A 25,205-nucleotide genomic window follows, 5' to 3' on the forward strand; every position below is an offset into this window, starting at 1 on the left:
TATCCTCGGTGCATCGAACCGCTGCGCGCTCAGACGGAAAGGATGCACCCATGCAAATCGGCATTCTCGGCACTGGCATCGTCGGGCAGACACTCGGTCTGAAACTCGTCGAGCTTGGGCATTCGGTAATGCTTGGCACCCGCGACCCCGCCAATCTTGATGAGCCAAAGGGCCGTGGCCCCGATGCGCGGACGCTGCGCGCCTGGCTTGCGGCGAGCGGGGCGCGAGCCAGCCTTGGCACCTTTCGTGACGCAGCCGCCCACGGCGAACTTGTGATCAATGCGCTCAGCGGCGCCGCGAGCCTGGCAGTGCTTCAGGCAGTGGGAGATGAGCACCTGAACGGCAAAACGCTGATCGACATTTCCAACCCGATCGATGCAAGCCGTGGCTTTCCGCTAACCTTGTTCGTGAAGGACACCGACTCACTCGGCGAGATCCTGCAGCGCGCATTTCCGGATGTGCGGCTGGTCAAGACCCTCAATACGATGACGGCAGCGCTGATGGTCAACCCCACGCTGGTCGGCAAGGGCGACCACACGGTGTTTGTCTGTGGCAATGATAGTCCCGCAAAAGCGGAAGTAGCGGGATTGCTGCGTGCGTTTGGCTGGCAAGACATCCTCGACCTCGGCGACATCACCGCAGCGCGGGGTACGGAGATGACCTTCGCGCTCGGACATGCGGTGATGCGCGCGCTGAGTCCAGCGGAGATTGCGTTTAAGGTGGTACGGTAACTGACGACTGGAGCGATACGAGCGACGTGATCGATGCCAAAGCAGAGCATGCCGGGCAACAAACCGCGTATCGCTTGCATCCACTGACTGGCCTCGGCGGGGTGCCGAAACCATGAGCGATTGCGGCAGACGCTTTCCGATACATGGCTCGGCTGATCTGGTGCTTTCCTACGAGCACACAGCAGCACAGAAAGGAGGCCAAGAATGCTCACCACGCGGTTCACAGAGCTGGTCGGCTGCTCGGTGCCGATTCAACAGGCAGGCATGTCGAATCTCTCCTCGCCGCGCCTGGCCGCCGCCGTGGCCGAGGCGGGCGGGCTCGGTATGGTGTCGGTGTATGGGGCGACACCGACTGAAGTCGCAGCGTTACTCGATGCGACACGGGCGCAGACGCGTAGGGTCTTCGGAGCGAACTTCATCATGCGCTTTGTTGACCCCGCGCTCGCGCACGAATGCATTGCGGTGGCGGCAGCCAAGGCACGCGTGGTCGAATTCTTCTACTCCGATCCAGATTCGACGCTGGTTGAGCTTGTTCATGCGCGCGGGGCGCTCGCCTGCTGGCAAGTCGGATCGCGGGAAGAAGCGGTCGCCGCTGCCGATGCCGGTTGCGATTTCCTCATTGCGCAAGGTATTGAGGCGGGCGGGCATGTGCGCGGGCGGATAAACGTGCTCGCGCTGCTCGATCAGATGCTTGCGGCAGTCGATCTGCCAGTGCTGGTAGCGGGTGGCATCGGGAGCGGGCGCGCGATGGCGGCGGTTCTGGCGGCCGGGGCCGATGGCGTGCGCGTCGGCACACGCTTCGTCGCGGCAGAGGAAGCTGAGGCGCATCCAGCCTACGTGCAGGCGCTGATCGCCGCTGAGCCACAGGACACGATCTACACCGAGGCGTTTTCGGTTGGGTGGCCTGGCGCGCCACACCGCTGCCTGCGCGCGTCGGTCGAGGCCGCCAGCGCCTTTGTGGGCGAGGTCGTCGGCGAGGGGATCGATTACGTCACTGGCAAACCGTTCACGATCCCGCGCTTCGGGTGTCTTGCGATCACCGCGACGACCACGGGCGCGATTGCGGCCATGCCGCACTGGGCCGGAGAGTCGGTCAGCGGGGTCAGGAAGGTGCAGCCGGCGGCCGCGATCGTGCGTGAGCTCGCAGACGATGCAGAGCAACTGCTGCGGCGTTGGTAGCACCAGCGCAGCCTTATCATTTGGTACCTGATGACTCGGTGGTTGTGTCCCTTACCACTGCTCCTCAAACAGGCGCTTGATTGAGGAGCAGTGTAATTGCTGCTATCGAGTATCTGCTTGACGGGATGTGCCGAGCCTCGTGATCCATAGCGCACTGTTGAGTCCTACGAACTCGTGCCGGGGGGCTTGGCCAATTGTCTCACGAATCCGTGCCGGTCAGCATCTGCGTATAGGTGAGATCGCGCCAGGCCTGGTGGCTCAATGGGAGCACCAGTTGATAGCTTGGCAAGGCCAGAAAGTGGCTCAACTCGCCCATCAAATCTGACACACTGATACCTTGTGGTGGAAGGGCAATTGTCTTGTTCGTGCCAATCACATTCGCTAGAAACACAGTATGTTGCAGGTCGAAGGTGACTTCCAGCGCCTGGCCACGTAAGGGTTTGCCGATGTAATAATCGGTTCCGCCGAGCGTCAAGCAGCTATCGGCTTTGACTCGGCGAAACCAGCGGCCAGTCGCGAGATACTGATAGAAGCGATTGAGATCGAGCAGGTCTGCTTCCCATTCTGGACGGTAGTGGCGGCCAGAATGGCCGGCCTCGGGATACGCTTGTAACGGTGCCTGGCCGCCCAACATGCGACTGGGAATGTGCTGATTAAGCCGATCACGCCGGGCATCCAATCCAGCCCAAAGCCGTTGGGGATCTGCCCAATGCTGGCCGAGCAGCGCTTGCAAGGTCATGGTCTGATGCATCCGCTCAATCTTCGCATGGTCAGTCGGCCGACGAATGCGCGTGAACCGAACTGCCACCCCCAGCGCCAAGAGCCAGAGATGCAGGCGGGTAGGGAAGGGCGAGGTCGTCGTATTGTCGAAAAAGACCGTGCCGTGATCAAACGAGATTTGGCGTGGGAGACCCGTTGTGAGGAACGCGCGCCGCAGTGTCAGCTGATAGGTTTCGAGCGGCAGACTGGTGGTGTTGAGACACGGATAGCTCTCGACCTTTAAGCGGCTGACGACATCAAGGATGTTGACCAGGCATACTTTTCCAATGCCCTCCACCAGCATCCAGCCTTGGGCATCAAGCTCCCATTCGTCGTGCGGGTGGGCCTGGTCGATCGGTTTGGGCGTTGGCAGGTCGCTATGGCGCGAGTAGCGTCTGGTCAACTTGGCGTGTTTGAACAGCGCGGCGATCCGCGAGCGGCTGGGAAGCGGCTGATCGCACCACCCAGGATCAGTCCGCAATTCCGCTAGGCTGGTTTCTGGCCCCCAGCCAGGATGGGCGTGCCGAAGGGTGAGGATGGTCTCCCGTAGCGCTGGTGGGATGGTACTCAAGGGCGCTTTGGCGGGTCGGCCGAGCGCTGGGGTTAGGCCAGGTCGGCCGAGGTGCTGACCGCGCCGACGCCATTTTCGGACAGTCCAAATCGAGCAGCCAAGGGCTGTGGCAATCATCGAATCGGTCTCGCCCGCTGTAGCACGTTCCAAAATGGTCACGCGATTGACAACGGTCGTGGTCTGTGCACGGCGCACCATATAAACCTCCCTTCCACTGATAGCAACATCAGTGGAGGGAGATCTTGCATCCGCCGACACTACAGCGGTACGCTTTCCTAGGACTATGGAAAAATGTGGCGGGTACGAGTTCGTAGGACTCAACAGAACATTACTATTCGCCAGTCACGGCGGAGCATGCCCTTAGCGGAGCCTCGAACGCGCTCACGCTTCTTGAAGCAGCACGTTGTACTGCTCCATGTTCAGTAATGCCGGCGATTATAAGCAGGTGGACGCCGATAACAGGAGCCCACCTGCTATCCATTCTCAAGGCTATGCTGGATTACGGCGTATCCGCGAGCTTCTCGTCAGCTGTACCACCATCGTGGATAAGAGCGGGTACAGGTATCTCCACGCTGCGATTGACTATGTGAGATGCTGGCGTAACACCGAGGCGGCTGGCCCGCTCTGCCAGAGTTCGAGCACGACGCGCGTCTTGCTGCTGGCGACGGCTTCGCACGAAGTCGCGCCGCGCCTGAAATGTTGTTTCAATGTCCGCCACTTCGCCGGCGAGTAAATCAGCACCGCCGGCCAGCACATACAGGCGCGGCGCGGCCTCGAAGCGTTGTCGCACGCGCAGGTAGGCCGTCTCAGCCCGCCGCAGCTCGCCGGGTTTACCGAGAAGCTCTGCCTTGCGCTCGACCCACTCGGCGTCGATCTGTGCGAGCTTCTGCCGTACGGCTTCCCCACCTTGCTCCTCCATCCGGCAATCGAGCTGGCCAACGACGCGCATGACATTGCCCTGCCGGTACAGCTTCTCGGCATCCTGATGGCCGGTCGGGATCGCGATATTGACATCAACCGTCTCCTGAATCGTCGCCGCGATGCCAGGGAAGTCGACTGGACGTCCAAACGAGACGCGCAGAATCGTGCCGGCGAGTTGAATGGACGGTAACTCGGGATGGCGGGAAATCTGGGGCGGCTCGGCGACCTCGCCCTCAAGCCAGACCGCTGAGGACGCGCGCCGCTCGTTGTCATACGGCTCGCGCACGCAGCTCACCAGCAGCTGCAGCTCGCGCGTTGGCCGGCCGCGATCCGTGCGACCACGCGCATTTTTGGCGTCCGTCGCGTACCGCCCATCGAAGGTCTGCCTGAGTTGCAGGCTGCCCTCGACCGCGAGCATTGTGTCGGCCGCGGCGCTCTGCAGCAGCTCTGCGCCGGGGGTGTTCGGCTCGATTGCGACCGGCATGGCGAACATGCCGCCGTAGGGCGAGCGCACCTGGAGCGTCAGGTTCTCCCAGCGTCCGCCGATGCCCCTACTTCGCCCGGCCTTGCGGGTAACCTCGATCATGTGGTCTCGGCCGCCGCGGCGGTCGCGCTTGTCGCCCCGGTCGCGCACCAGCATGGTATCCAGCATGCCGATGACGATCACCTTGTTCACAGTGTCTGTCATGTTGTCCGTAGTCATGGGTATGGTTGCTCCTGTGTTGTCATTGTGCGTTGATTGTCACGGTGCGCGCGGTCGCGCGTGCTTCATTGGTTCCGCGGCTCATCACCGCGCCAGGGACACGAGTTCATATGGTGGCCAACCGTGGTTCTTGCTGGCCGGCGTCTCCGAATCTGTGCTGTATCGTTTACGTCAGTGGCATCGTCTCACGCCGCTGCCGCTATCTCGTTCTGGCTTGACGCTCTCCTGCCGCCGGCACCCCATCCTTTGTCGTCGCCCTCGTCGAGCCGGTCTGACCCGCCACGGCTGCCGCGTCCCTGCTCCTTCCACCGCGTCCACTGCCACACGCCCAGCAGACCCCACCTTCCCGCATCCATTACCTGTTGCTCCCGCTGAATTGGTGAAGCGTGTGCTTGCGAGTGCTCTCGTTGTTCGATCACGCTTCGCATGCGTCGCTGGCCTGCGCTCCTCGCTGTGCTTTTCGCAGCAGACAATGACTCAGCGATGGATCCGTTCTTCGTCCCTGTCGCCGCCTCCGTATCGCTGCCTCTTACTCCGACCACCGCCAGCCGCTCTTTGCAAACTATTCCTACAACACGCAAATCTCTCAACAGAACACAGCCTCTCCAAACAGCGGTAAGAACCTCTATTGCCTGCCGCGCCTGCCGCGTCCTGACGCCCAAAACCCCGATGCTGCGTGAAGGCCGTTTGAAGGCCGTTTGAACACCGATTGAAGACCGTTTGAAGGCGCAGGCGAACGGCTCTAGGCACAAAAAAAGAAGCGTTTCGGAAGCGATTGCCTTTGGGCCAGCGCTACTCGTCCAGGCGCCCTGCCTCCTTTCGCGCCCGCGCCCGCGCGGCTCGCTGTTTGCCCCCGGCGCGCCCGCTCTCCTGGCTGGCGGTCAGCGGCTGGGCTTCGGGGATCACGACCCCCTTCCGCCAATCCTCACGGCTGATCGCCGGGAAGAACTGCACGCGTCCCTGTGGATCCACCACCATGTTGGTGAGCAAGTTGAATGGCTCGCTGTTGGTGAGGCTGAGGTATTTGCCCCACAGGACGCCATCGCGCAGACTGTTCGCGCTGGCGGGCGTGCCGGCCACACCCCAGCCGCTCGGCCAGATGTCCTGGAACTCTTTGGCAATCTGAGCGGCGCGGCGTGGCGTCTGCACCAGGAAGACCGGTAAGACCGGCCCGCCAAGCGTCGCCGTATAGATGCCAGCCCTGTGGAGCTCGCGGTACTTCTCGGCTTTCTCCAGCAGCACCTTCAGCTCCTCGGTGCCTTTGTCGACCTCCAGAGCCAGGCGAACATCGATCTCACCCGCCGAGCGTGCGCTGCCGTCGAAGAAGTGAATCGCGCCGGCGCGCGTGTCTGGCAGCGGTTGATCAGGGCACAGGCGCACGATAATGAGCGCGTCGATCCGCTGGCTCTTTTCAGGATAAAACTCGGTCTGGACATAGATAGAGCGGCAGAAGCGATTCTGCGCAGCCGCTAGGATCAGATTGAGACACCACCAGGACACCTGGAGATCGTGCGAGACGGTGCGCAGGTCAGGCTTCCGACCACGCGGGTCGCGGCTGCGCAGGCGCTCCAGGGTCAGCGGATCGCGCTCAACCTCCAGCGTATTCAGCAGCTCCTTGCCCTGGTCGGAGAGGCCGTAGGCGTAGGCGCCTTGCTTGCGCACCCTGGTGTACTCGGCCGCGTGATTCGCGGCCACCGTGCGCGTCTGGACACGCCAGAGCAGATCATTATGGAGCAGGTGATCCAGGCGATTCTGTACGCCGCGCCCGCTGTAGGTTGGGTAGACCGCCTGCATGAGTTGTGGCAGCGCCATCATGTCCAGTCGACCCAAGAGGCGCATCAACAGCACCTCGCGCTCATCGAGCAGCGGAAGCGCCGATGGGACGACGATGCCGAACCGATCGGTTAACGGTGGGCTATCCGCAATCTTCTTGTTTGGCGGCTCGGTCGGTGCGGTTGTCATCAGTGTTCCTCGTTCTCATCGTCGGCGGAGGTGCCCAGACCTTCAAATCCTGTCGCTATGTCGTTCTTGGCGCGCCGCCGGCCGCGCGTCTCCATCACGTCCACAAAGCTGCGCGCGTCACTGATCTGCGGTACGGCAATCGCCGCGCCAGGCTGCGGTGTTGCGCCGCTCACGAAACCAATCGGCACCAATCGTTCTGGCGCTATCTGCTCCGCTGGCGCAATGACCAGATCGCCCTGGGTCGTCTGAATGACGATCGGCTGCGCTATGTCCCCTCGGCCTTTCCCTCTTCCCTTGCCCGTATCGCTGGTCACGATTCTGTCCTGTGGTTCAATCTGGCGCCGGATGCGCGCGTACTCGGCTGCGGCCAGGATACGCGGTGTGGCGATGAGCAGGCGCGAGAGCCAGGTCTGGCGATCGAGGCGCTGCTTGGCCGCGCGCTTGGTAGCCTGAAGCTCGGGATCAAGGTCGGTGATCGTCTCATCGACCGCGATGCAGCCGGGATGGGCGATGATGTACTGGCGGTGATACTGCCGGATCGCTTCCCAGCGGTCGAGGACGAATTGCCAATCTTCCTCGCTGTAGTCGGTCAGCGCTTGCACCACGCTCGATGGGTGTGCGTGGGTTCCATAGATCAGGCCCAGCAGCTCAACGTCCGCTGCGGGGTCGGGCGAGTCGGGCGGGATGAGCGTCTGCCAGTCGGGGCCGTGATACGGCTCGACTGGGATACTGAGCGGCGTGGGCCAGGGCAGCACGATCATCGAGAACAAGCCGGTGCGCTCACCGTCGCACTGCAGCACTGCGTACTGGTGCTCGTTCGCATCCTGCCCAGCGATGTCGGTGGCCGTAATGCCGCTTGCGGCATACAGCTTCGCATATGCTGAGGCATCCGGTTCCTGGGTACGCAGGATCAAGCGCGAGCCGCTGTTGGTCAGCATCTCGTCCTTCAGCGCGCCGAGCTGATCGAGCGTCTGATGCGCGTAGATGCCGGCGATGCCCAGCCCGCGCAGCTGCGTGATCGCGTTCTGGATGTCGGTGCTATCGCCGTCCTTGCCGATGAAGACCTGCAGCTCGTCGACAATCAACGGGTAGGTGTGGCGGGTCTGGTCATTGCCTGGGCGCGCGAACGCCGATCGTACGAACTGCTGGAGCAGTAGCATGCCGATCGCGCTGGCCAGGTCGCCCAGCGTCACGTGCGGCAGCGGCGCCAGCACAATCATTCGTTCCTCGATCGCGTCGAGCAGATTCAGACGCGAGGCTGGCTGACTGACCATGTAGCGGGTCGTCTCGGTGGTCAGCAGCTGACTGAAGCGGCGCAGCAAGGCATGCAGCGATGAGCGCTGCTGCTCGCCCTGGTCGGGAAACGTGACCGTCCAGAAGGTCTGCACGTCCGGGTTGGTGCAGTGTGGCAGAAGCCGCTCGCGGTAGCTCGCGTCCAACAAACACTGCTTGACATGCGCCAGCGTCGGATTGCGCTGGCCCTCCAAGACGAGCAGAGTCGCCATCTGCACGAACTCCTTCATCGCCGGCGCCTTGCCCCAGGTGGCCGGGTCGAGGCGCGCGAAGATCGCCATGATCTGCCCGAGCGCCTGATCTTTCGCGCCCGGCCTGGTGAGATCGATACCGGACAATGGGTTCAGGCCGATTGGCCAGTCGGTATCCAGAACATCGAAGATGATCAAGCGCTGCTCCTCCTGAAGCGGGATAGAGTGGCGTACGGTTGCCGCCAGGCTGCCGCCCTGATCGTCGCCTTTGCCATCCAGGAGAAGATAGCCGTGGGGGATACACTGCGCACAGATGTTGGCCAGCGCGCGCGACTTGCCCGCGCCCATGCCAGCGGTGATGTGCATGGGCGGGCGGATGTCGCGCAGCGTCGGACCGATCGGGCCAATCGTCCCATCGGCGCGCCTGGCTCGGCCAACCATAATGCGATCCGTGCGAGCAGGTGCGATGTAGGCGTGTGGCGGCGCGGGCAGCATGCGGCACGGCAGCCAGCGGATCAGACTGCCGAGACCGCCGGCGGGGAGATGCCAGAGGCCCGCGATCTCAATCGAGGTTATGATGTCGGGCCTCCGCCATGGTCGGATCGGCAGCAGCAGCTCGGGCGGCGGGGCGAAGCGCGGCGCGCGCGTGCGCAAGGTGAGCGGACGCATCTGTGTGGTCAGGTGTGCAGCGCCCGCGCCGATTTGTACGAGCGTTTGCAGGTGATGGCTGGTGCGCTGGTGATACTGTCCCAGCACCTCGGCGATCCCGTTTAGCGCCATCTCCAATCGCGCTTGCGCATCAGCCCCCTCGGCGACCGCCGCAACACGGATCGTAGCCTCGAACGGCGCCGCGTCGAGCTTGGCCTCGACACGCTTCGCGTCCTCGGCCAGAGCATAGTCGGCTTTGGCCTGTAGTCCCAGCAGCAGCGCCGTGGCGCGGCCGCGCCAGCCGGAGCTCAGCGCCCAGCCGGTCGCCGGGCGCAGGGTGATCTGCGTCTCAGTGCGCAGCACGCCGCGCGGCGCGAGCGCGGAGGCCAGCGGCCCGAGCAGGTCGGAGCCCGCAATATCGTCCAGAAAACGTAGCGGGTAAGGTGCTGGCAGCTTCAGCCCATACTCGCGCCAGGCGGCCAACGCTTTAGGCGTCAGCGCACTCACGAGTGGGTCGGGAGCCTCGTCGACCTGCGCGCCGAGGAGTTGTCCCTGGATGACTGCGCGCAGCGCCGCTACGGTCTCTGCGCGCCGACGCGCATTCGCGTCGGCCACGACCACGCCCATCTCAATCGGGCGGTCGGGGATGCCGTTCAGCGTGAACGCCACCCATGGCGCGCTGCCCCAGTAGCGATCGCTGCGCGTGCCGGGCGGAATCGCCTGCTGGATGGCACGAAAGAACTGATCGCCGCTCGGCGTGCCTGACGCCGGCGTACGACCCGATGCTGGACTGACGCTCGGCTGGTTGGCGCGCACGAGCAGATAGGTGATCGGCGTGCGCACCATCCCCCGGCGCTGTGCCCACATCCCGAATGATGCCAGTGCAGCTTCGGCGAGCATCAGATAGGCACCCACGACGCCGATCCGGCCAAGGCCGCTGACGACGCGCGGGGTCAGGGCGGTGATAATTGCAGAAGCTAGCAGCGCTGCCATCGGATCGTGTGGCGTGCCGTCCGCGTCCTCCCTCACGCTGGTGCTTGCTGCCGGGTGAGGCTGAGATAGCAGAGCGTTCAAAAGCCCGCCAGCCGCTGGTGCTGACCTATTGGTCTGTGCCCAGGCCAGCACAGTCGGGCTGGCAAAGAAGATGGCGAGTGCACCGATGACGATCGCGCGTGCGACCCAGACGACAAGCTCGGGCTGCGGGATACGTGCGCCTTTTGGGAGCGGCGCAGTGCTGGATCGAGCTGTGGGTCGGGGCGAGCTGGTTCGGGTGGCCATGGCTTAATCCCTTCCTTCGTTCGAGCGTGCCCAGAGCATCTGCACCGTCGATTGGTCGGGACAAGGCGTCGCATTGAGCCGCTCCGCGATCTCGATCAGGCTTGTCGTCGTGAGCGGGCGCGGGTGGCGCAGCCGGCCGGGCTTGCTGGGCTCGGCCAGCAGACCGGCCAGGTCAAACCAGGCTAACAGAGTCTCGGTCAGCTCTTTGGCCTGAGCCTTATCGGTTCCCTTGAGGAGATCCACCAGACGGTTTTTCGTGACGCCGACCTCGTTGGCCTGCCCAGCGATGATCACTGGAGTGGACACGATGCGCGCCATCAATTCGGCCAGCGCCGCGCGGCCGAGTGGCGGCGGGCCAGCCGGCCAGCCATTCTCCGGCTCGGCGATCGGTGTCACTGGTGCTGGACGATGCGCGGATGCCTGTGGTGCTTGTGCGTCGCGCCGGGTAGCTTGCTCATCGGTACCTGGACCGCCCCGGCCAGGTCGGAACGCTACAGGCGGCGCGTCAGCGCGCCCCGCGGCACTGGCTGCCCGCAGCAGCGCGGCCTGGCGGCTCGGCTGCTCCGTCCGCTCTTGATCGACATCAGTTGTGGTGGTGTCATTCGCCTGGCTGCTTGAGCGACTAAGCTGCTCCCCATCATCAGCGGCGGATGCGAGAGGCACTGGCGGAACTGTATGATGCGGTTCGACGACTCTTTGCGGCCTCGTGCCGGTTTGGCCTTCCTCAATGTCTGGCATTTCCGGCGGAAACGCATGCGTCGCGGGCGTGTCGGACAGCGCCTGATTGTCAGCCACCCATGCGGGCGGCTGCTCTTCTTGTGACGGATGTTTGATAACCTCACGAGCAGGTGGGCCTAGAACGATACGGGCGGGTTCGCTTGCGGCAGAGCGATCCCAGATCGTCGGCGGCAGGCAGGTAAGCTTGCCGCGCAGCTGCGTGATCATCGCCGCGAGAGCCGACTCGTTGATGCACAGCGGACGTCCATCAAGACGCATCTTCGGCCCAACCAGGCGGGCCGCGCCAGGCTTTGGCCACGCTGCGGAGCCTGGGAGCAGGTCTGCGCTGCCCTGCCCCGCGCTCGTGATTATCGCGGGCAGCAGCGCGTACAGCTCGCGTCCCGCGCGGCGAAGCCGCTCCTGCACAACCAGGACGTGCAGTGGCGCCTTTGGCGCTGCTCGCAGTCGTGTTATAAGTGTCGAGAGAGCCTGAAGGCGACCATCATCCGGCTCGACGACCACTAGCACCAGTGGGCGTACCTGCGTGAGCGCCTCCTGGGTGGAGGTTTGCCGCTGGAGCATGCCTGCGAGTAGCTTTAGCGCCGCTTCGCCGTCAAGAGTGACGGGGACAAGATGTGCGACATCACGGTAGAGTGGCGTCAGCTCGCCCTGGTCAATGATCATCAGCGCGAGATTCGAAGGTGGCTGTGCAAAAAGCAATTCCCCCAGTAGACCCTGCAAGGCGCGCAGCGCACCCGCGCCATACAGTCCGAGGTGCCGGCAGGACGCCAGCGGTAGGAAGCGCGTGAGCTTGCCGCCGCGCCCATGCATGAGCGCTGGCAGCAGCAGTGGCCCGCCAACTGGAGCCATGGTGCCCTCGGTATGCACAAACACCGTGAGCAAACCGCGCCGCCAGGCCGCCCGCCAGGTCGGCCGCTCCTGAATTAGCCGCGCGGGCAGATCGTCCAGCCGCCCGTCGTCTTCCGGATGCGGATCGATCGTGACGAACACCGGCCCGCTTCCCGGCGCCCTGGTGGCATCCACCGCCGTCACAACGCTGTGCAGGTTCAGATCGCGCCAGATCTGGGCGATGACCGCCACGGCCGCCTGCGCGCGCTCCGCGGCACTCCAGGCATCGCTTGCACCTTCACCATCCGCGCGCGACATGACAGCTCGGGCAGCTGCCGGCGTCACCAGCGCATGCTGACTGTCCGTGCTTGATGCGGTGTGATCAGGCATCGCTCGGTTCACGTTGATACGCTCATCGGCCGCGTCTGCTGCTTTGGCCGCAGCCGAAGGCAGGCGGTTCGATCGCCTTGCATGCCGCCACTGCTTGAGACCGAACCAGTATCGAGGGAAGCGCACGGTTGGCAGGTGTAACGCCGGAAGTTCGATCCCGGGCAGCCGGGAGCGTGGAAGTCTGAGTTGCAGCAGGCGCGCCAGCAGCTGTCTGCGCGGGAGGTTCAGATCGATACCAGCGGCTGCCGCGAGCTCCCTCGTGAGCACCCCCTGTTCGGACAGGCTGCGTAAGACCCTCAGATTGCTCGCGCGGGTGACCGGGTCGGATGCGGCAAGCAGCTGCTCGACATTTTGATTGGTGTAGGTCATGCGCCGCCCGTGGAAGCGGACCAAAAGCAACGGTACGGCGCTCAGGCCCGCGAGCAGCACTATCCACGGCCAGATTGCCTGCGAGCGCAGCACGATGGCCGCAACGGGCGAAACGGCAGGCGCGCCAGATGGCACTGCCTCGGCAAGCGGGGCCGTGACCGACGGTGCCGGTGATTGGGTGGCTGCAGTCGGCGTGGGCGCTGCGAGCGATGCACCATTCGGGTCACCACCGGACAGTGCCACGCGTGTGACCACCGGCTGTGGCGCCGTTTGAAGATAGACGGGGCCGGGCGGCCGTACGAACACCAGGATGCCGGCCACTGCTCCGGCGAGCAGCAACACCAGACCAATCAGCAAGACCTCAAGACGCTGCATGACGCCGCCCATCGTTACCTCTCCCCTTCTGGCAGGTCGAGCAGCCAGGCCTGCTCGCCGCTCTGGAGCAGCAGTTCGCTGCCCTGCCACAGGCCCACCAGATCCGGTGCGACTGGCAAGCGCGGCAGCGTGGCCTCCCCAATGAAGATATCATCCTGGTAGCGCCCGATGATGACTCGGTCATTCCGAATGGTCAGTACGCGCAGCGAGCCATCGGCGAGGCGCGTCAACGCCCGGCCTTCAAGCGCTCGTTGCCGCTCGGGAATGAGCGAACTGAGTGGCGCGCTCCAGAGGAACGAGACTCCGTCCGGATCAGGCGCGAGCCACAGAAGCCCACCCGCGTCCCAAGTCAACGGCACAATCGCTCCGGCGTAGGATGCACGCGGAAGATCCGCGATCGCCGCGGCAAGCACCGTCGGCGCAAGCCGCAGGAGTGTCAGGGTCAGCCGTTCGTCCTGGAGGCTGTGGATGACCACCGCGCTGCTATCTGGCCGCCAGGAAAGCCGCACAATCTGCCCCGGCACCGCCACCACCGGTGTGCGTATCTTGGCTTTGCTCATGAGATACACCTGCTGCCCGCCAGATGCGAGCAGCTCAGCCTCCAGCAGGCTGGAGCCATCGGGTGCGAACCGCAGCAGCGCGAGTGGCGCGGAGATTGGGAGCGTCCAGGGTGCGCCCCAGCCACGCACCTCAATCGTGCCAGTGGATCGGTCAGTGAAGTCCAGGGCGGCATTCGGGCGGTACACGGCCTCGATGAGCTGGGTATGGACATGCACCTGATCGGCCAGACCGGCGTAGGCGTCGAGCGTGGGCAGTCGCTCCACGCCCTGTACGCTTACGGCCACGATCTGGCCGGGCTGCGGCGAGGGCGTTCCCTCGAGCGGCTGGGCGGTGGTGTGCTCTGCCGCAGGCGATGGGTTCAGAACGCTCTGGACGCGCCATGCGCCGTCGGCCCACCACACCTGCGCAATATGGCTGCCGGGCGCCGCCGGAGGCACGAACCGCTCGCGCGGCTCAGCCAGGCCGGTGGGAAGGGTGATGGTCAGCGCCTGGCTGGCATGCAGGGTGAGGTCGGCCCACGCGGTTCGGCCATCGGGCATGGTGGCGCGTAGGGCATGCGGGCCAGCATAGACTGGATGTGGCCAGCTGCGATCGTCGACCCACACGCGCGCTCCTGGCACTGCGACGATTGCAATTGTCGCGCGCTCGCGCCAGAACGGCGGGATCAGACCGCTGGCAAGACCGGCGCTGATGCTGACGATAATGACGACAGCGAGCGAGCGCCCGCTCCAGCGATAGATGATCCGTGCCAGCAGCGCGTCCAGGTTGATTCGGTAGCCAGCAATGCTCATACGTGTGATCGACCAACATAAAAAGCCCGTCGCGTTGGACGAGCGTCGTACGACCTCGCGCCACGCAACGGGCTCAACTGCCCCTGCTCAGGAATATGCAATTCGGGTAGTGGGTACAGCCAGACATTCTGGCGACCGTCTGGATAGTAGCATGTTCAGGGTGCGAATACCAGAGACCCGTATGTCCCAGATAGCCCTCTGCACATGGGTGGCGTCTGTCTAGGACTTATGGCGTTGAGCCAGGCTCAAACATGATACGGTCACTGGGTTGAGCGGAACTTGGCACCGTGCGCTCTCGCCGTCCCATCGCGGAGCAGTCAGTCGCAGTGGTATCTCTGGCGTACTGAGCCGATGGCCTCAAAGACAAGGGTGATTAGGACAGCAACTCGTAAACAGATGGCAAGAAGCGATAATGACGGCCCAACGGATTAGCGCTCAGTTGTTTCGGTGTCTCTCGGCAAACGGGCGATCGTGCGCGCGAAGCGGTCAACTACACCGCCGTGTTGGGCCGCGTCGAAGTCAGCGCATTTTCATCATTTGCGCACGACTGGTACATACGACCTGATCGGAGTCTGTCAAGGAGTGTGGAAATGGCACTCCGGTGGTTTACTCGGTCGGAAAGCGCCCGGCGAAACGGATTACGAGCTGATTGCGGATACGCGCCGCGCCCAATCTTGCGGCGGGATCGTCCATTTTCGTGTAATTTCACTCGTCACCAAAAACAGCAGCTTGCGCCCCGCCTCCGCGCTCGGAAATGAGCCTTTGGTTTTCGTGACCTTGCGCAGTTGCCAGTTGTACACCTCAATTGTATTCGTCGTGTAGATCAACCGTCGGATTTCCGGCCCATACTCAAACATCGTGGCCAGGTCTTCCCTATCTGTTTCCCACACCGCAACGCCACCGGATAGTTGCTGTTCCACTGTTCGGAGACCTCCAGCAGTCGGCTTTCGGTCGCCTCGCGCGTCGGTGCTTGATAGATCGCCCGCAGATCTCCGCGAACATCTTCCGGTCCTTCCAGCTCACATAACTCAAGCTCGACCGCTTTGCCGAAGAAGTCGTTAAGATTTGGCGGCGCTCACAAACTCCTGCTAGATGCGCTCATCTGGCTAGTTGAAAACCTCACCATTTACACACCCTATTTGTGCAGTCTCTCACGCACTGCTGATTTATTTTACATGCGTTGTATAGGTGCAATAAACTATACCTTTCCAAGATTGATACCTCCCTATTCTGTCAGCCATTTCGGAGATAGACAAGCGAGCGTTTTGGATGCACGTGGACTATGCTATTCCTACTGAATACATACGTCGCGCGATTGCGGCGTATCATCACTCAAGGAGGATAGCATGCCTTTTGGACAATCGTTTTTCATTAGTCGGCTGGTTGGAGGAGTAGTAGAAGCAGTGACAGGTGATAAAGAGACCGCCCGAACAGCTCGGAATATTACGCGGGTGGTGCTGTTAGTGGTAACATTGGATGTTGGTGGTCATCTACTGCATAGTGTGGCGGATCATGCAGCGGATGCCGCAACAGATCACCTCAGCGATACAGCAATTGGTCATGCCGCTGACACAATTGTGCCGCATTTCAGTAGTGCTTCGGGTGTTATCTACGACCGGACTTCAGACCTGGTCGCTGGTTATGGACACGATGCAGCAGGAAATGCTGTCGATAGTCTTGGTTATCCACGTTAAGAGACAGACCCACGGCGTCGTACACAGCAAAACCCTGCCAGATCAAAGTATTGATCTGGCAGGGTTTTGCTGCAAATGGGCAGGCGAAAGGAAGGAAATGCGCCTGAGTAATTCTAGCAGCGCTCTGGCATTTGTTGTTGCGCTGGTGTATCGCCGAACTTTCTTTTGGCGGTACGTCTGACATTGCTATAAGTGTGTAGCATTACACAACAATAGGCGTATCAATGGCTGCGCTAAGTGTATCACGACTTGCATCCTGAGCACGCAAAAAGAAGCTCACCCTACCAGCGAAAGAAAACCCCTGGACTGGTGATTGACGTACCGAATGCATCCTCCGGATTTCTTCAGGAAAACCAAAGCTTCGTGACCTCAAAAATCAGGCCGCTCAAGACTATGATGGCTTCAATCGTACTTCGACCCATATAACAAACAAAGGAGCCATCTAATGAAACGCGTACGCTTGGTCCTGTTGTTCGCTTTGCTCGCTACTGTACTCAACGCCTGTGGCTCGCTGAACGCGGGTGAGAACCCTACTCCCCCGCCATCTACCACGGAAACCAACACGCATCCAGGGGGCGACCGACCTTCGCCTACGCCAATCCGCGCGCCTAAAGAAATCGCTGCGCTGCTGCGCTCTTCGACAGTGATGGTGCGGGCTGATTTTCCAGAAACAGCGGTGAGTGATGCGGGGTATGGTTCCGGCACTGGTATTATGATCACCGCCGATGGGTATATTGTCACAAACGCGCATGTGGTAGAGGGTGCCTCGGCGGTAACTGTGGCAGCAGCGGGTTCCTCGCAGCAACGACCAGCGCGTGTTGTAGGCCGTAGCAGTTGCGACGACCTGGCTGTTCTGAAAGTCGACAATGTGGATGGCTTAACGCCGGCAACGCTTGGGCGCAGCGGCACCCTGGAAGTTGGTGAGCAAGTATATGCCATGGGCTATCCGCTGGGCGATCAGGTTGGCATCGAACCATCGTTTACACAAGGGGCCGTGTCGAAGCACGATGTGGAGCTGGATCAGTATCAAAGCCTCATCCAGACCGACGCCACGATTAACCCCGGTAACTCGGGTGGCCCGCTGATCAACCAGTACGGCGAAGTGGTGGGTATCAACTCGCTGGGAATTCATAGCGACCGAGTCAGTAATATCAATTTCGCCATTAGCATTGATGCAGCCAAAAGCGTTATTGAGCGCCTGCGGAGTGGAAGCAATCAGCAGTGGCTGGGGCTCAACCTGGTGCCTAATACCTATAAGAACTATTTCGGCACCGAGCAGGGAATGGTAGTCGCTGGCGTCGATAGCGGCAGCCCGGCAGCCAAAGCGGGAATCCTCCCAGCATCGTTGCTGCTGGCCCTGGAGGGCTCGAATGTCAACTCGATGGCCGACGTGTGCAAGATCCTGCGTTCGCACGGTGATGGCGACCAGCTGAAAGTCAAGCTATTCTACACCGACCAGAAGAAAGAGTGGCTGTTTAACGGCGAGGTCGCACTTGGCGCACCTGAGCAGACCGATGAAATCAACCCGCAGCAGATTCCCGCGCCTACACCCGCGCCGCAGGCAGACTTTAGCGATGACTTCAGCACCAACAGTTCGGGATGGGACACAAATAACAGCGCGGGTTTGCAGGAAACGCTTAGCAATGGCGCATATACCATTATCCTGAAACGGTCATCGGCCTATGTGCTGAGCGCGTTGCACATTGACCAAAACATCCCAAACAGTGCAGTGGCCGTTGATGTACTGATCCACGGGAATGCTCGCGCTGGCGTGGCGCTGCGCCATAGCAAAAACCAGCAGGGTAACAGCTACATTGCCTGCTGGATCGATGGCGGCAATCAGTATGGCTGCTTTGTCACGGTCAATAATCAGTTGACAACATTAGCCGATGCGACGACATCGGATGCCATTCAGGCAGGGCAGGTCAATCGCGTTGCGCTGCAGACGGCAGGCCAGCAGATTAAGCTGCTGATCAATGGCAAGCTCGTGGCCAGCTTCACCGACAGCCGGGTGGCAACGGGTGTACCGGCGCTGTATGTTGAGAATTTTGATGGCGCCGCGGGCGCGTCGTTCGACAACCTGGCGTTGTATCTGCCCAAATAGCCCTCAACCTGCTCATTCCGGTTCTCGTGTGCCACGCTCGGCTTCGCCGGGCGTGGCACACCCAGTGTGTGCCCTGCCAGCACTTTGCTCTCTCTACCACGTCCTCCAGCACGCCCCGCCCACGCGCCCAGGCCGGCAGTGCCATACCTGCTGGACTTTTTCGTCAGCGAATAATCAGCCAAACGGCGTGGTATCGAAGGCCTCCTTATGCGACACTAAGGCCATCGAACGAACCACTCAATAGAGAACAGCATCAAGGAGGAATGGATGAAAAAGCTCGCCCTGTTCTGCCTGACAGTCCTGATCGCGCTTCTGGCGACCGTTGCACCCGCGCCCAAATCAGCCGCCGCCGCTACGCTTGCACGCTACTATGGCACGATGACGACCACTGTTCGGCTTGTCAATGTATACGGCCAGTACGCTGGAACATACGCCTTCCGCACCAATGTCGTTATCTATGTCGAAACGCCACTGGTATACCGCGGGCTTCGCGAAACCAACCCTTTCAACCTCGCAATTCAGTCGTATCCATTACGCAATGCCTATGGCGAAGCTAGCATCTATTCTGCGCGCCCATACACATTCCTGGCGCAATACTGGCGCTATTCGATGCTCAATAGCACGCAGTTTTCAGGTTCGCTTGTCAATAACTTCGTTCCACAGGGATTGGGCGCAAACCTCATTACTGTACCGACTGAAATCGCGCCGGGTATCTGGATGCCGTTTTCACAAGCAATGGCGAATGGAACCAGAATGAGTGGGAGCATCAATGCCCAGCAGGCGATTATCAATGTGAGCGGCAATATTACCTCGCTGAGCAACCCATTCTCAATAAGCATCAACGCGCGGCGCTTTTAAACTGAATATCTGCTTTGGAGTATCTTCAGGCGGGCTTGTTAAGCTTTCTGCGCTTGGTACGGCATCCAGCGCAATTGAACTGTGGTGATGTGTGAGGCGCGGTTGGAGATACAGTTGCAAGAATAAGTTTGTGGGGCAAACATAAAAGTGGCGACGAGGCAATTTACCTCGTCGCCACTTGCTCGTTGGCGTTTATACTGCAGCGGCCTCAGCTTTCTTAGCGCGGGCGCCTTAGCTTGTCCTGACTTTCACACTGGGTTGACCGACTGGCTTGATTAGTTGTGCGACAGGTGAATCGAATCGACGATAACGCAACGGCAAGCGCTTCAGCATCGTTATTCTTGCCATAATAATTGAGCGTCTGCGCGATGATCTCGGCGCTAGAGCGCGTTGCACCAGTCTGCTTGGCTTCCCAGGTCGGGTAGGCCATGCAGCTCTGCACCCCGATCTTTCTACCCAGCCTATTATACTAAATCTCGTTGATCACTGGTATTTGCGAGCGTACATGATCGCTTACTAAAGCGGAATGTGCTCCATCGAAAACTCAAGCGATCAAGCGGATTTGGTATTATTCGTTACCGCTTATTCTCCTGACGCGTCGAGCCCTCATCATTCCGCAGGATGCAGTTCGTGTAGATGATCAGCGTGGCTACTGAGTTGTCCTTGGTTGTAGGCGCAATTCGGATGCGACACCCAGACCACCGGCGATTTTGATGATGTTTTCGTGCTTGAATAGAGCAGTCATTGTTTCTCCTTCGAAAAACAACTCAGACTGCCAGATCGTGGCATGAACGAAGGAAGAGAAACAAGTGGATCACCAAAGAGCGTGAGCGTCAGAAGACGGCGTCTCCGTTGTGCGCCAAACGCAACGATTGCCGAGGAATCAGCAAAACTTATCGGCACGAACATCAACGGATGCAGGCAAGTATGTAGGAGTGTGGAAAGCGGGGCTATATTCAAATACCAAAAAGGCGCGGTGGAACGGCAGGCGCGGATAAGAATAGGTGGGCAAGCGACAATCAACCGAGGATCGAACAACAGATAAGGTGCAGCATTAGAAAATAGCGATGATACGATTGCTCGATGCGGTCGTTCAGCAGTTTCCTGCCGTTAGGACGTTGAACGGGCTGAGCAAGCTGACAATATAGTTTCTCGCCTGGGGCAGCGTCAAACTGATAGCCGAAGGCAAGACGGCGTGGTTGCTGATCTGGGACGCGCCATGTGGCACACTCGTAAAGAAGTCAGGACGTGAGTGCGGACGCATAATCGCCAAGTCAAGGCCGGGCAGATGTGCGGTGTGCGTATTGTGATGTGCTTCTTGCCAAGTAAGAGCCCGTGGCTCAATCCGAGCGAACCGAAATGCGTTCACGGCAAGCGCCGTGTTTTTGGAGGCCAATCGAGTGCTGAGTGCCGACGAGGTTGATTAGCGCGTGTGTGCGATCTTTGCTTGTTCCCGCGAGTCTCATCCTGCTATTTGCGCATCTGTCTCTTGATTGTGCACTAGCAATCAAGATACCCGATAACGGGCGCGACACTGTAAAGTGCCACGCTCGTTATCGGCTGTGCGCATAAATGCCGTGTATTGCTAGCGTTCGTGAATTAAGTCTGCGTAGGCGACGTCGTCCGATCAGCCATCAGCATTCTGCTGGCACATCGCTTGACGGGTAGAGCGATATCGCGGTGCTTGAGCCAGCAGTGCGAAATTGAAGCACTGCGCCGTCCCCCCCTATCCCGATCAGGTCATGATCGTGGAGTATGTGCGACTGAGTAATACGGCGGCCATTGAGAAAAGTGCCATTGGTGCTACTCGTATCAATAATTAAAAATCCGTATTCGTGTACTTCTATACATGCGTGCAGCCGTGAAACAATTGCGCGGCGGATAATAATCTGGCAGAGTGGAGAGCGGCCGATTGTGCATGTGTCCGTCGTGAGGACAAACTCGTTTGGCTGAATATCTGGTTCGAGCGCAACAAGGCGCGCGCAGTTTGTGCGATAGCTCGACATCGTCGCAACATTCCTATCCGGGGCTGGATGAGCTCGCCGCCACGCTGCGGCTGGCGATAAAGTGCCCCGAAGAAGTGTAGCGCGCGAAAGAAAACACGGGAAGCGGTACAACCTCCCAGAAAGCTGACAATTTCAGGAGGTTCGCCGAAACTAGAGCGTGAGCTCATAGCCAACACCACGACGCGTTTTGATCAGATCGGCGGTTGGATCAATCTGGCGGATCTGGCTGCGCAGATTCGTCACGATCCGGTCGAGCGCATCGGCGTCCATTCCAGGATCATAGTCGCGTCCCCAAATCGCTTGCGCACAGCTTTCGCGTTGACAGATGTCGCCAGTGTGTTGATACAGGTGATGGAGCAAGCGAAACTGTGTTGGAGGAAGTTCGAGCGGTTGTGCACCGAGGAAAAACAGCATCGTCCGCTCGTCATAGCGTAGGCGGCTTGTTGGCACAAACGTCGGGTCTGCGTCAAGAAAGCGCAGCAGGGGCGCAGGGGCGCCAAGACCGATCGTGTCTCGATCGCCTAACAAGTGGGGCTCAGCTAGCTTGCGCCCATTGACGAACGTGCCATTGGCGCTGCCGGCGTCGTGCAGGAAATAGCGTGGGCCTGCGCGTTCAATCCGCGCATGAAGCCGTGAAACAAGTTGGCGCTGTACGATGATCTGACAGATCGGCGAGCGGCCGATGGTGCAGATATCGCTCTCGAGCACAAAGTCGGCCGGCTGCACCTCCGTCGTATGCTCGGCTATTGCGATCAGACGTCCCGGTGGAAGATGAATACTCGTGCTCATGGGGTTGCCTCCAGCGCACATGCAATTGCTTGATCAAGCGTCATAGTCTGCCCCTCGTCCCAGGCGGCGTGAAATGCCGCGCTGCTCACGCGCTCCTGAATGGTTTCAATCAACTGCTGGCAAAGTGGCTGATCAATCGGCGTCAAAGGAATGCGATTGACCTCACGCAGCGCCGCTGCTGCGCTTGCAAGCTGTGTTGCGCGTATGGGTTGCCCGAGGGCGTGAGCAAGGTCGGCAAACCCCTCGAGCACTTCGCATATGCCGGTTGTGTTTTTGGTATCCTGCCACAGTGCGAGACTTTGGGCAAAATGAGCATATGCAACCTGCAGCTTTCCCTGCGCAAGCTCTACGATACCGAGATTCTCATGCGTCATTGCGAGCCCGCGGCGATCGCCAAGTGCCTCGCGCAGTTTCAGTGCTTCAGCGTGAAACGAATACGCGCGTAGATAGTCTCCAGAGTAGCGCCAGGCCATGCCCAAATTATCGAGCACCACAGCTTCGCCCCATGCTTCGCCGATCTCTTTGAACAGCGTAAGGCTTCGCTCATAAAAAGAGCGTGCACGCTCCACCTCACCTTGCTCAAGCAGGCCATTCCCAATATCGACGAGCGAAGCCGCGACGCCACGCTTGTCGCCGATCGCTTGCCGCAGTGCCAGGCATTCTTCTTGTAATGTCTCAGCATATAAATACATGCGCTGGCTGCGGGCCGCTGCGGCTAGGTGATCGAGGGCAAGTGCGATACTTCGATCATCGCCCAATGTGCGGTAACGCTGGAGGCTTTCTTCGAGCGTCGCAATTGCTTGTGAATATTCCTCGAGATCTTTGAGGGCGATGCCCAGGTTTAGAAGCCCAGTCGCAATTCCATACGCATCATGTGTTTCTTGCCAGAGATCGAGCGCATTTTGGAAAAGGGTTTGCGCCTGAGTCGGCTGGCCTTGAGCGCGCGCAATACATCCAAGGGTGTTCAGCGCGGATGCACGTTCTTCCCGATCGTCAGATTGGCGCGCTAATTCAAGCGCGCGCTCTTCCCAGGCAATTCCGTGTTGATAATCGCTGAGGTCATACGCACTGCGCCCGAGTGTATTCAGCAGTTTGATGCGCCACTTCAAAGACAGCGTGTCCTGATATGCCAAAAATCCTTCGAGCCAGCTCCGCGCTTCGCTCAAGTACCCACGCGCTCCCCAAAATCGGAGCAGCCATACAATAAGCGGAACGCCAATATCAGGTTGCCGTGTTTGCTCAGCCCATTGAAGCGCCGCGCGCACATTCGCCAGCTCCGTATCTACGAGCGCGAGCCATCGGCGCTGATCGGGTCCGGACAGGTGTGGCCGGGCTTGTTCAGCAAATGCGACGTAGTATTGCGCATGCGCTTGTCGTAGCACCTGTTCTTCGCCGCTATCTCGGAGGCGTTCCTGCGCATACTCCCAAATGATCTCCAGCATCAGGTAGCGCGGCTCATCCTCATCATGCGCCACGCGATACACCAAGCTTTTGTCGTTGAGTGATTGAATACCATCCAGGATGTCGATCGGCAGGTCGCCGTTCACATTGCACACCGCCTCGACAGATGCGAGCGTTCGACCGCCAAGAAAGACACTCAGGCGACGAAACAGGAGTTGTTCGTCGGCGCTGAGTAGCTCGTAGCTCCAATCAATCGCGCCCCGAAGTGTCTGCTGACGAGTTGGCAAATCACGCGCACCTCCCGTCAGCAGCTTGAGCCGGTTGCTCAAACGGTCGAGGAGTGCTTGTGGTGTCAGCACGCGAACCCGCGCCGCCGCAAGCTCGATCGCCAGTGGTAATCCGTCCAGTCGCGTGCAGATTGCGGCGATGGCCGCTTCGTTCTGTGCGGTGGCTTGAAAATCCGCCCGTGCCGCCTGCGCGCGCTGCACAAACAGTTCGAACGCTGCAGCGTGTGGCAGCGGTGCTATTGGAAGTTCATATTCACCACGCAACCGAAGGCTTTCGCGGCTGGTCACCAGCAGCTTGAGCTGCGGTGCCGCCTCGAGCAGTTCAACCAGGTGCGGTCCAGCGGCTATCACTTGTTCGAAATTATCGAGCAGGAGTAGCATCTGTTTTTCGCGCAGAAACTGCTGGAGCGACTCACGTAGTGGTTGAGAGCTGCGCTCACGCACTTCCAATACCTGCGCGATCGCCGAAAGCACCAATTCCGGCTCGCGGATTGGCGCGAGCGACACAAAAAACACGCCATCCTTATAGGTGTGCGCAGCTTCGCTTTCTAGTAGCTCGGCTGCGATCTGGATACTCAAGCGGGTTTTGCCGGTGCCGCCCGGCCCGGTAAGCGTGAGCAACCGCAGATCGCTGCGCGCGAGCATATCGAGAGCGACGCGTGTCGCCTTGGCACGCCCGAGGATGGGTGAGAGTGTTGCCGGGAGATTATTGGGTGCGATCCATGCCGCAGTTTGGGTGGTGCGAAGATAGTCAGCGATTTGGTCGTCGATGGGCGAGGATGTGTGCAACGTGATCTCGACGGCACTCGCCTGGTGCAGACGCAAGCGTAGCTCGGCGGCGCTGGATGGCCGCTGCGATGGCTCAAGGGCAAGCGCCTGTGTCAAAAGCGTGGCGAGTGCCACTGGCACGTCGGCTCGGAGAGCGCTGATTGGCACGAGCGGATCTGGCTGTCCCGCCGCAACTTCGGCCACACGGCGCAGCGCATCGATCGGTGCGCTTCCAGTTAGTAGATGATAGCAGGTGGCCGCGAATGCAAACAGATCGCTACGGGCATCGGTTGGGACACCACGAATCTGCTCTAGCGGCGCATATTGAGGCGTATAGCCGAATACACTCTGGACAGATGCAGTCTCATCCTGATTGGATCGATTGTCTTTGGCTAATCCAAAATCGAGTAACACCAGCATGCCATCCGCAGTGAGCTTCAGATTCTGCGGCTTGATATCGCGGTGGATGATCGCCGTTTCCTGGCCATGGAGATAACTGAGCACATCCAGTAATTGGTCGGCCCAACGCTCCACTGTCATCACTGGAAATGGTGTCGATTGGCGCGCGAGCAACGTTGCTAGGTCATCGCCGGGAATATATTGCATGACCAAGAAGAGGCCAGTGGCGTCCGCAAAATAATCGCTGACAAGCGGCAAGGCTACGTGGCGCAGCCGGGCGAGCATGTGTGCTTCGCGTGCAAATCCTCGATCGAGCGCGGGAGTTCGTTGAAGTGTTTGTTTTAGTGCGACGGTCACGGCGAGCCGTTCATCAAAGGCGGCGTAGACCGCTCCCATACCCCCCTGGCCCAGAAGATGTTGTATCTGATATCGGTCATGGATGCGTGTGTGCGGTGTGAGCACGTCGTTTCTCACCCTCTCTTCCTGGCAATCCAAACTCCGGAATTCGTCAGCTTGAGCAAAGGTTATCGACCTCGTATGAGCCGTGCTGGCGATGTAAAGTATACCCAAGTCATCGCACACATTGCTTATGTATTTGCTAAGTAGCCAAG

At 60.3% G+C, this 25,205-nt stretch carries 15 protein-coding genes and 1 pseudogene; 5 read left to right on the plus strand and 11 right to left on the minus strand.

Features of this window, described 5'->3' with window-relative positions:
* Positions 1-50 precede the first annotated feature (50 nt).
* Complete coding sequence (locus M1P90_RS30760; RefSeq protein ID WP_483699572.1) at positions 51-731, plus strand: NADPH-dependent F420 reductase; 681 nt, start codon at positions 51-53, stop codon at positions 729-731.
* A gap of 189 nt (positions 732-920) precedes the next feature.
* Positions 921-1,910, plus strand: a pseudogene (locus tag M1P90_RS30765) (NAD(P)H-dependent flavin oxidoreductase); the annotation flags it as partial.
* A gap of 199 nt (positions 1,911-2,109) precedes the next feature.
* Here the strand turns inward: M1P90_RS30765 and M1P90_RS30770 are convergent.
* From M1P90_RS30770 to M1P90_RS30800, 7 genes are all read right to left on the minus strand, one after another.
* Positions 2,110-3,438, minus strand: coding sequence for a transposase family protein (locus tag M1P90_RS30770; protein WP_483699574.1), 1,329 nt, complete (start codon positions 3,436-3,438; stop codon positions 2,110-2,112).
* 301 nt (positions 3,439-3,739) lie between these two features.
* Positions 3,740-4,864 carry a hypothetical protein gene (locus M1P90_RS30775; RefSeq protein ID WP_483699575.1) on the minus strand — a complete coding sequence of 375 codons (1,125 nt, stop codon included), beginning with the start codon at positions 4,862-4,864 and terminating at the stop codon, positions 3,740-3,742.
* A gap of 792 nt (positions 4,865-5,656) precedes the next feature.
* On the minus strand, positions 5,657-6,826 hold the full coding sequence (locus tag M1P90_RS30780) for a replication-relaxation family protein (RefSeq protein ID WP_483699576.1): 1,170 nt from the start codon (positions 6,824-6,826) through the stop codon (positions 5,657-5,659).
* Positions 6,826-10,236 carry a type IV secretory system conjugative DNA transfer family protein gene (locus M1P90_RS30785; protein WP_483699578.1) on the minus strand — a complete coding sequence of 1,137 codons (3,411 nt, stop codon included), beginning with the start codon at positions 10,234-10,236 and terminating at the stop codon, positions 6,826-6,828. Before M1P90_RS30785 ends, M1P90_RS30780 begins: the two co-directional genes overlap by 1 nt.
* Before the next feature lie 3 nt (positions 10,237-10,239).
* Complete coding sequence (locus M1P90_RS30790; RefSeq protein WP_483699579.1) at positions 10,240-12,948, minus strand: hypothetical protein; 2,709 nt, start codon at positions 12,946-12,948, stop codon at positions 10,240-10,242.
* A 2-nt stretch (positions 12,949-12,950) separates the two neighbouring features.
* The gene (locus tag M1P90_RS30795) at positions 12,951-14,288 is read right to left on the minus strand and encodes a hypothetical protein (protein ID WP_483699580.1); all 1,338 of its coding nucleotides are present in this window, start codon (positions 14,286-14,288) and stop codon (positions 12,951-12,953) included.
* Positions 14,289-14,926: 638 nt separating this feature from the next.
* Positions 14,927-15,208 (minus strand): transposase, encoded by a 282-nt coding sequence (locus M1P90_RS30800; RefSeq protein WP_483699581.1) that lies wholly within the window; start codon positions 15,206-15,208, stop codon positions 14,927-14,929.
* A gap of 426 nt (positions 15,209-15,634) precedes the next feature.
* Between M1P90_RS30800 and M1P90_RS30805 the strand changes: the two genes are divergently transcribed.
* The 3 genes from M1P90_RS30805 to M1P90_RS30815 all read left to right on the plus strand — a co-directional run bounded on the left by M1P90_RS30805 (position 15,635) and on the right by M1P90_RS30815 (position 18,944).
* Complete coding sequence (locus tag M1P90_RS30805) at positions 15,635-15,982, plus strand: hypothetical protein (RefSeq protein WP_483699582.1); 348 nt, start codon at positions 15,635-15,637, stop codon at positions 15,980-15,982.
* Positions 15,983-16,427: 445 nt separating this feature from the next.
* A complete protein-coding gene (locus tag M1P90_RS30810; RefSeq protein ID WP_483699583.1) occupies positions 16,428-18,086 on the plus strand; it encodes a S1C family serine protease in 1,659 nt (552 codons plus the stop codon).
* 267 nt (positions 18,087-18,353) lie between these two features.
* On the plus strand, positions 18,354-18,944 hold the full coding sequence (locus M1P90_RS30815; RefSeq protein ID WP_483699584.1) for a hypothetical protein: 591 nt from the start codon (positions 18,354-18,356) through the stop codon (positions 18,942-18,944).
* A gap of 217 nt (positions 18,945-19,161) precedes the next feature.
* On the opposite strand, the gene M1P90_RS30820 is transcribed toward M1P90_RS30815, so the two are convergent.
* From M1P90_RS30820 to M1P90_RS30835, 4 genes are all read right to left on the minus strand, one after another.
* Positions 19,162-19,374, minus strand: coding sequence for a hypothetical protein (locus tag M1P90_RS30820; RefSeq protein ID WP_483699585.1), 213 nt, complete (start codon positions 19,372-19,374; stop codon positions 19,162-19,164).
* 1,204 nt (positions 19,375-20,578) lie between these two features.
* Complete coding sequence (locus tag M1P90_RS30825; RefSeq protein WP_483699586.1) at positions 20,579-20,950, minus strand: FHA domain-containing protein; 372 nt, start codon at positions 20,948-20,950, stop codon at positions 20,579-20,581.
* Between the two features lie 150 nt (positions 20,951-21,100).
* Positions 21,101-21,739, minus strand: a complete 639-nt coding sequence (locus M1P90_RS30830; RefSeq protein WP_483699587.1) for an FHA domain-containing protein — start codon at positions 21,737-21,739, stop codon at positions 21,101-21,103.
* Positions 21,736-25,176 carry a protein kinase domain-containing protein gene (locus tag M1P90_RS30835; RefSeq protein WP_483699588.1) on the minus strand — a complete coding sequence of 1,147 codons (3,441 nt, stop codon included), beginning with the start codon at positions 25,174-25,176 and terminating at the stop codon, positions 21,736-21,738. The genes M1P90_RS30830 and M1P90_RS30835 overlap by 4 nt, the downstream gene beginning before the upstream one ends.
* Between the last annotated feature and the right edge of the window lie 29 nt (positions 25,177-25,205).

This window comes from Kouleothrix sp. 19917, assembly GCF_057073505.1.

Coding starts and splice junctions, on each gene's coding strand:
- M1P90_RS30760 (WP_483699572.1), top strand. CDS start 51: ATGCAAATCGGCATTCTCGGCACTGGCATCGTCGGGCAGACACTCGGT.
- M1P90_RS30770 (WP_483699574.1), bottom strand. CDS start 3,438: ATGGTGCGCCGTGCACAGACCACGACCGTTGTCAATCGCGTGACCATT.
- M1P90_RS30775 (WP_483699575.1), bottom strand. CDS start 4,864: ATGACTACGGACAACATGACAGACACTGTGAACAAGGTGATCGTCATC.
- M1P90_RS30780 (WP_483699576.1), bottom strand. CDS start 6,826: ATGACAACCGCACCGACCGAGCCGCCAAACAAGAAGATTGCGGATAGC.
- M1P90_RS30785 (WP_483699578.1), bottom strand. CDS start 10,236: ATGGCCACCCGAACCAGCTCGCCCCGACCCACAGCTCGATCCAGCACT.
- M1P90_RS30790 (WP_483699579.1), bottom strand. CDS start 12,948: ATGGGCGGCGTCATGCAGCGTCTTGAGGTCTTGCTGATTGGTCTGGTG.
- M1P90_RS30795 (WP_483699580.1), bottom strand. CDS start 14,288: ATGAGCATTGCTGGCTACCGAATCAACCTGGACGCGCTGCTGGCACGG.
- M1P90_RS30805 (WP_483699582.1), top strand. CDS start 15,635: ATGCCTTTTGGACAATCGTTTTTCATTAGTCGGCTGGTTGGAGGAGTA.
- M1P90_RS30810 (WP_483699583.1), top strand. CDS start 16,428: ATGAAACGCGTACGCTTGGTCCTGTTGTTCGCTTTGCTCGCTACTGTA.
- M1P90_RS30815 (WP_483699584.1), top strand. CDS start 18,354: ATGAAAAAGCTCGCCCTGTTCTGCCTGACAGTCCTGATCGCGCTTCTG.
- M1P90_RS30820 (WP_483699585.1), bottom strand. CDS start 19,374: ATGGCCTACCCGACCTGGGAAGCCAAGCAGACTGGTGCAACGCGCTCT.
- M1P90_RS30825 (WP_483699586.1), bottom strand. CDS start 20,950: ATGTCGAGCTATCGCACAAACTGCGCGCGCCTTGTTGCGCTCGAACCA.
- M1P90_RS30830 (WP_483699587.1), bottom strand. CDS start 21,739: ATGAGCACGAGTATTCATCTTCCACCGGGACGTCTGATCGCAATAGCC.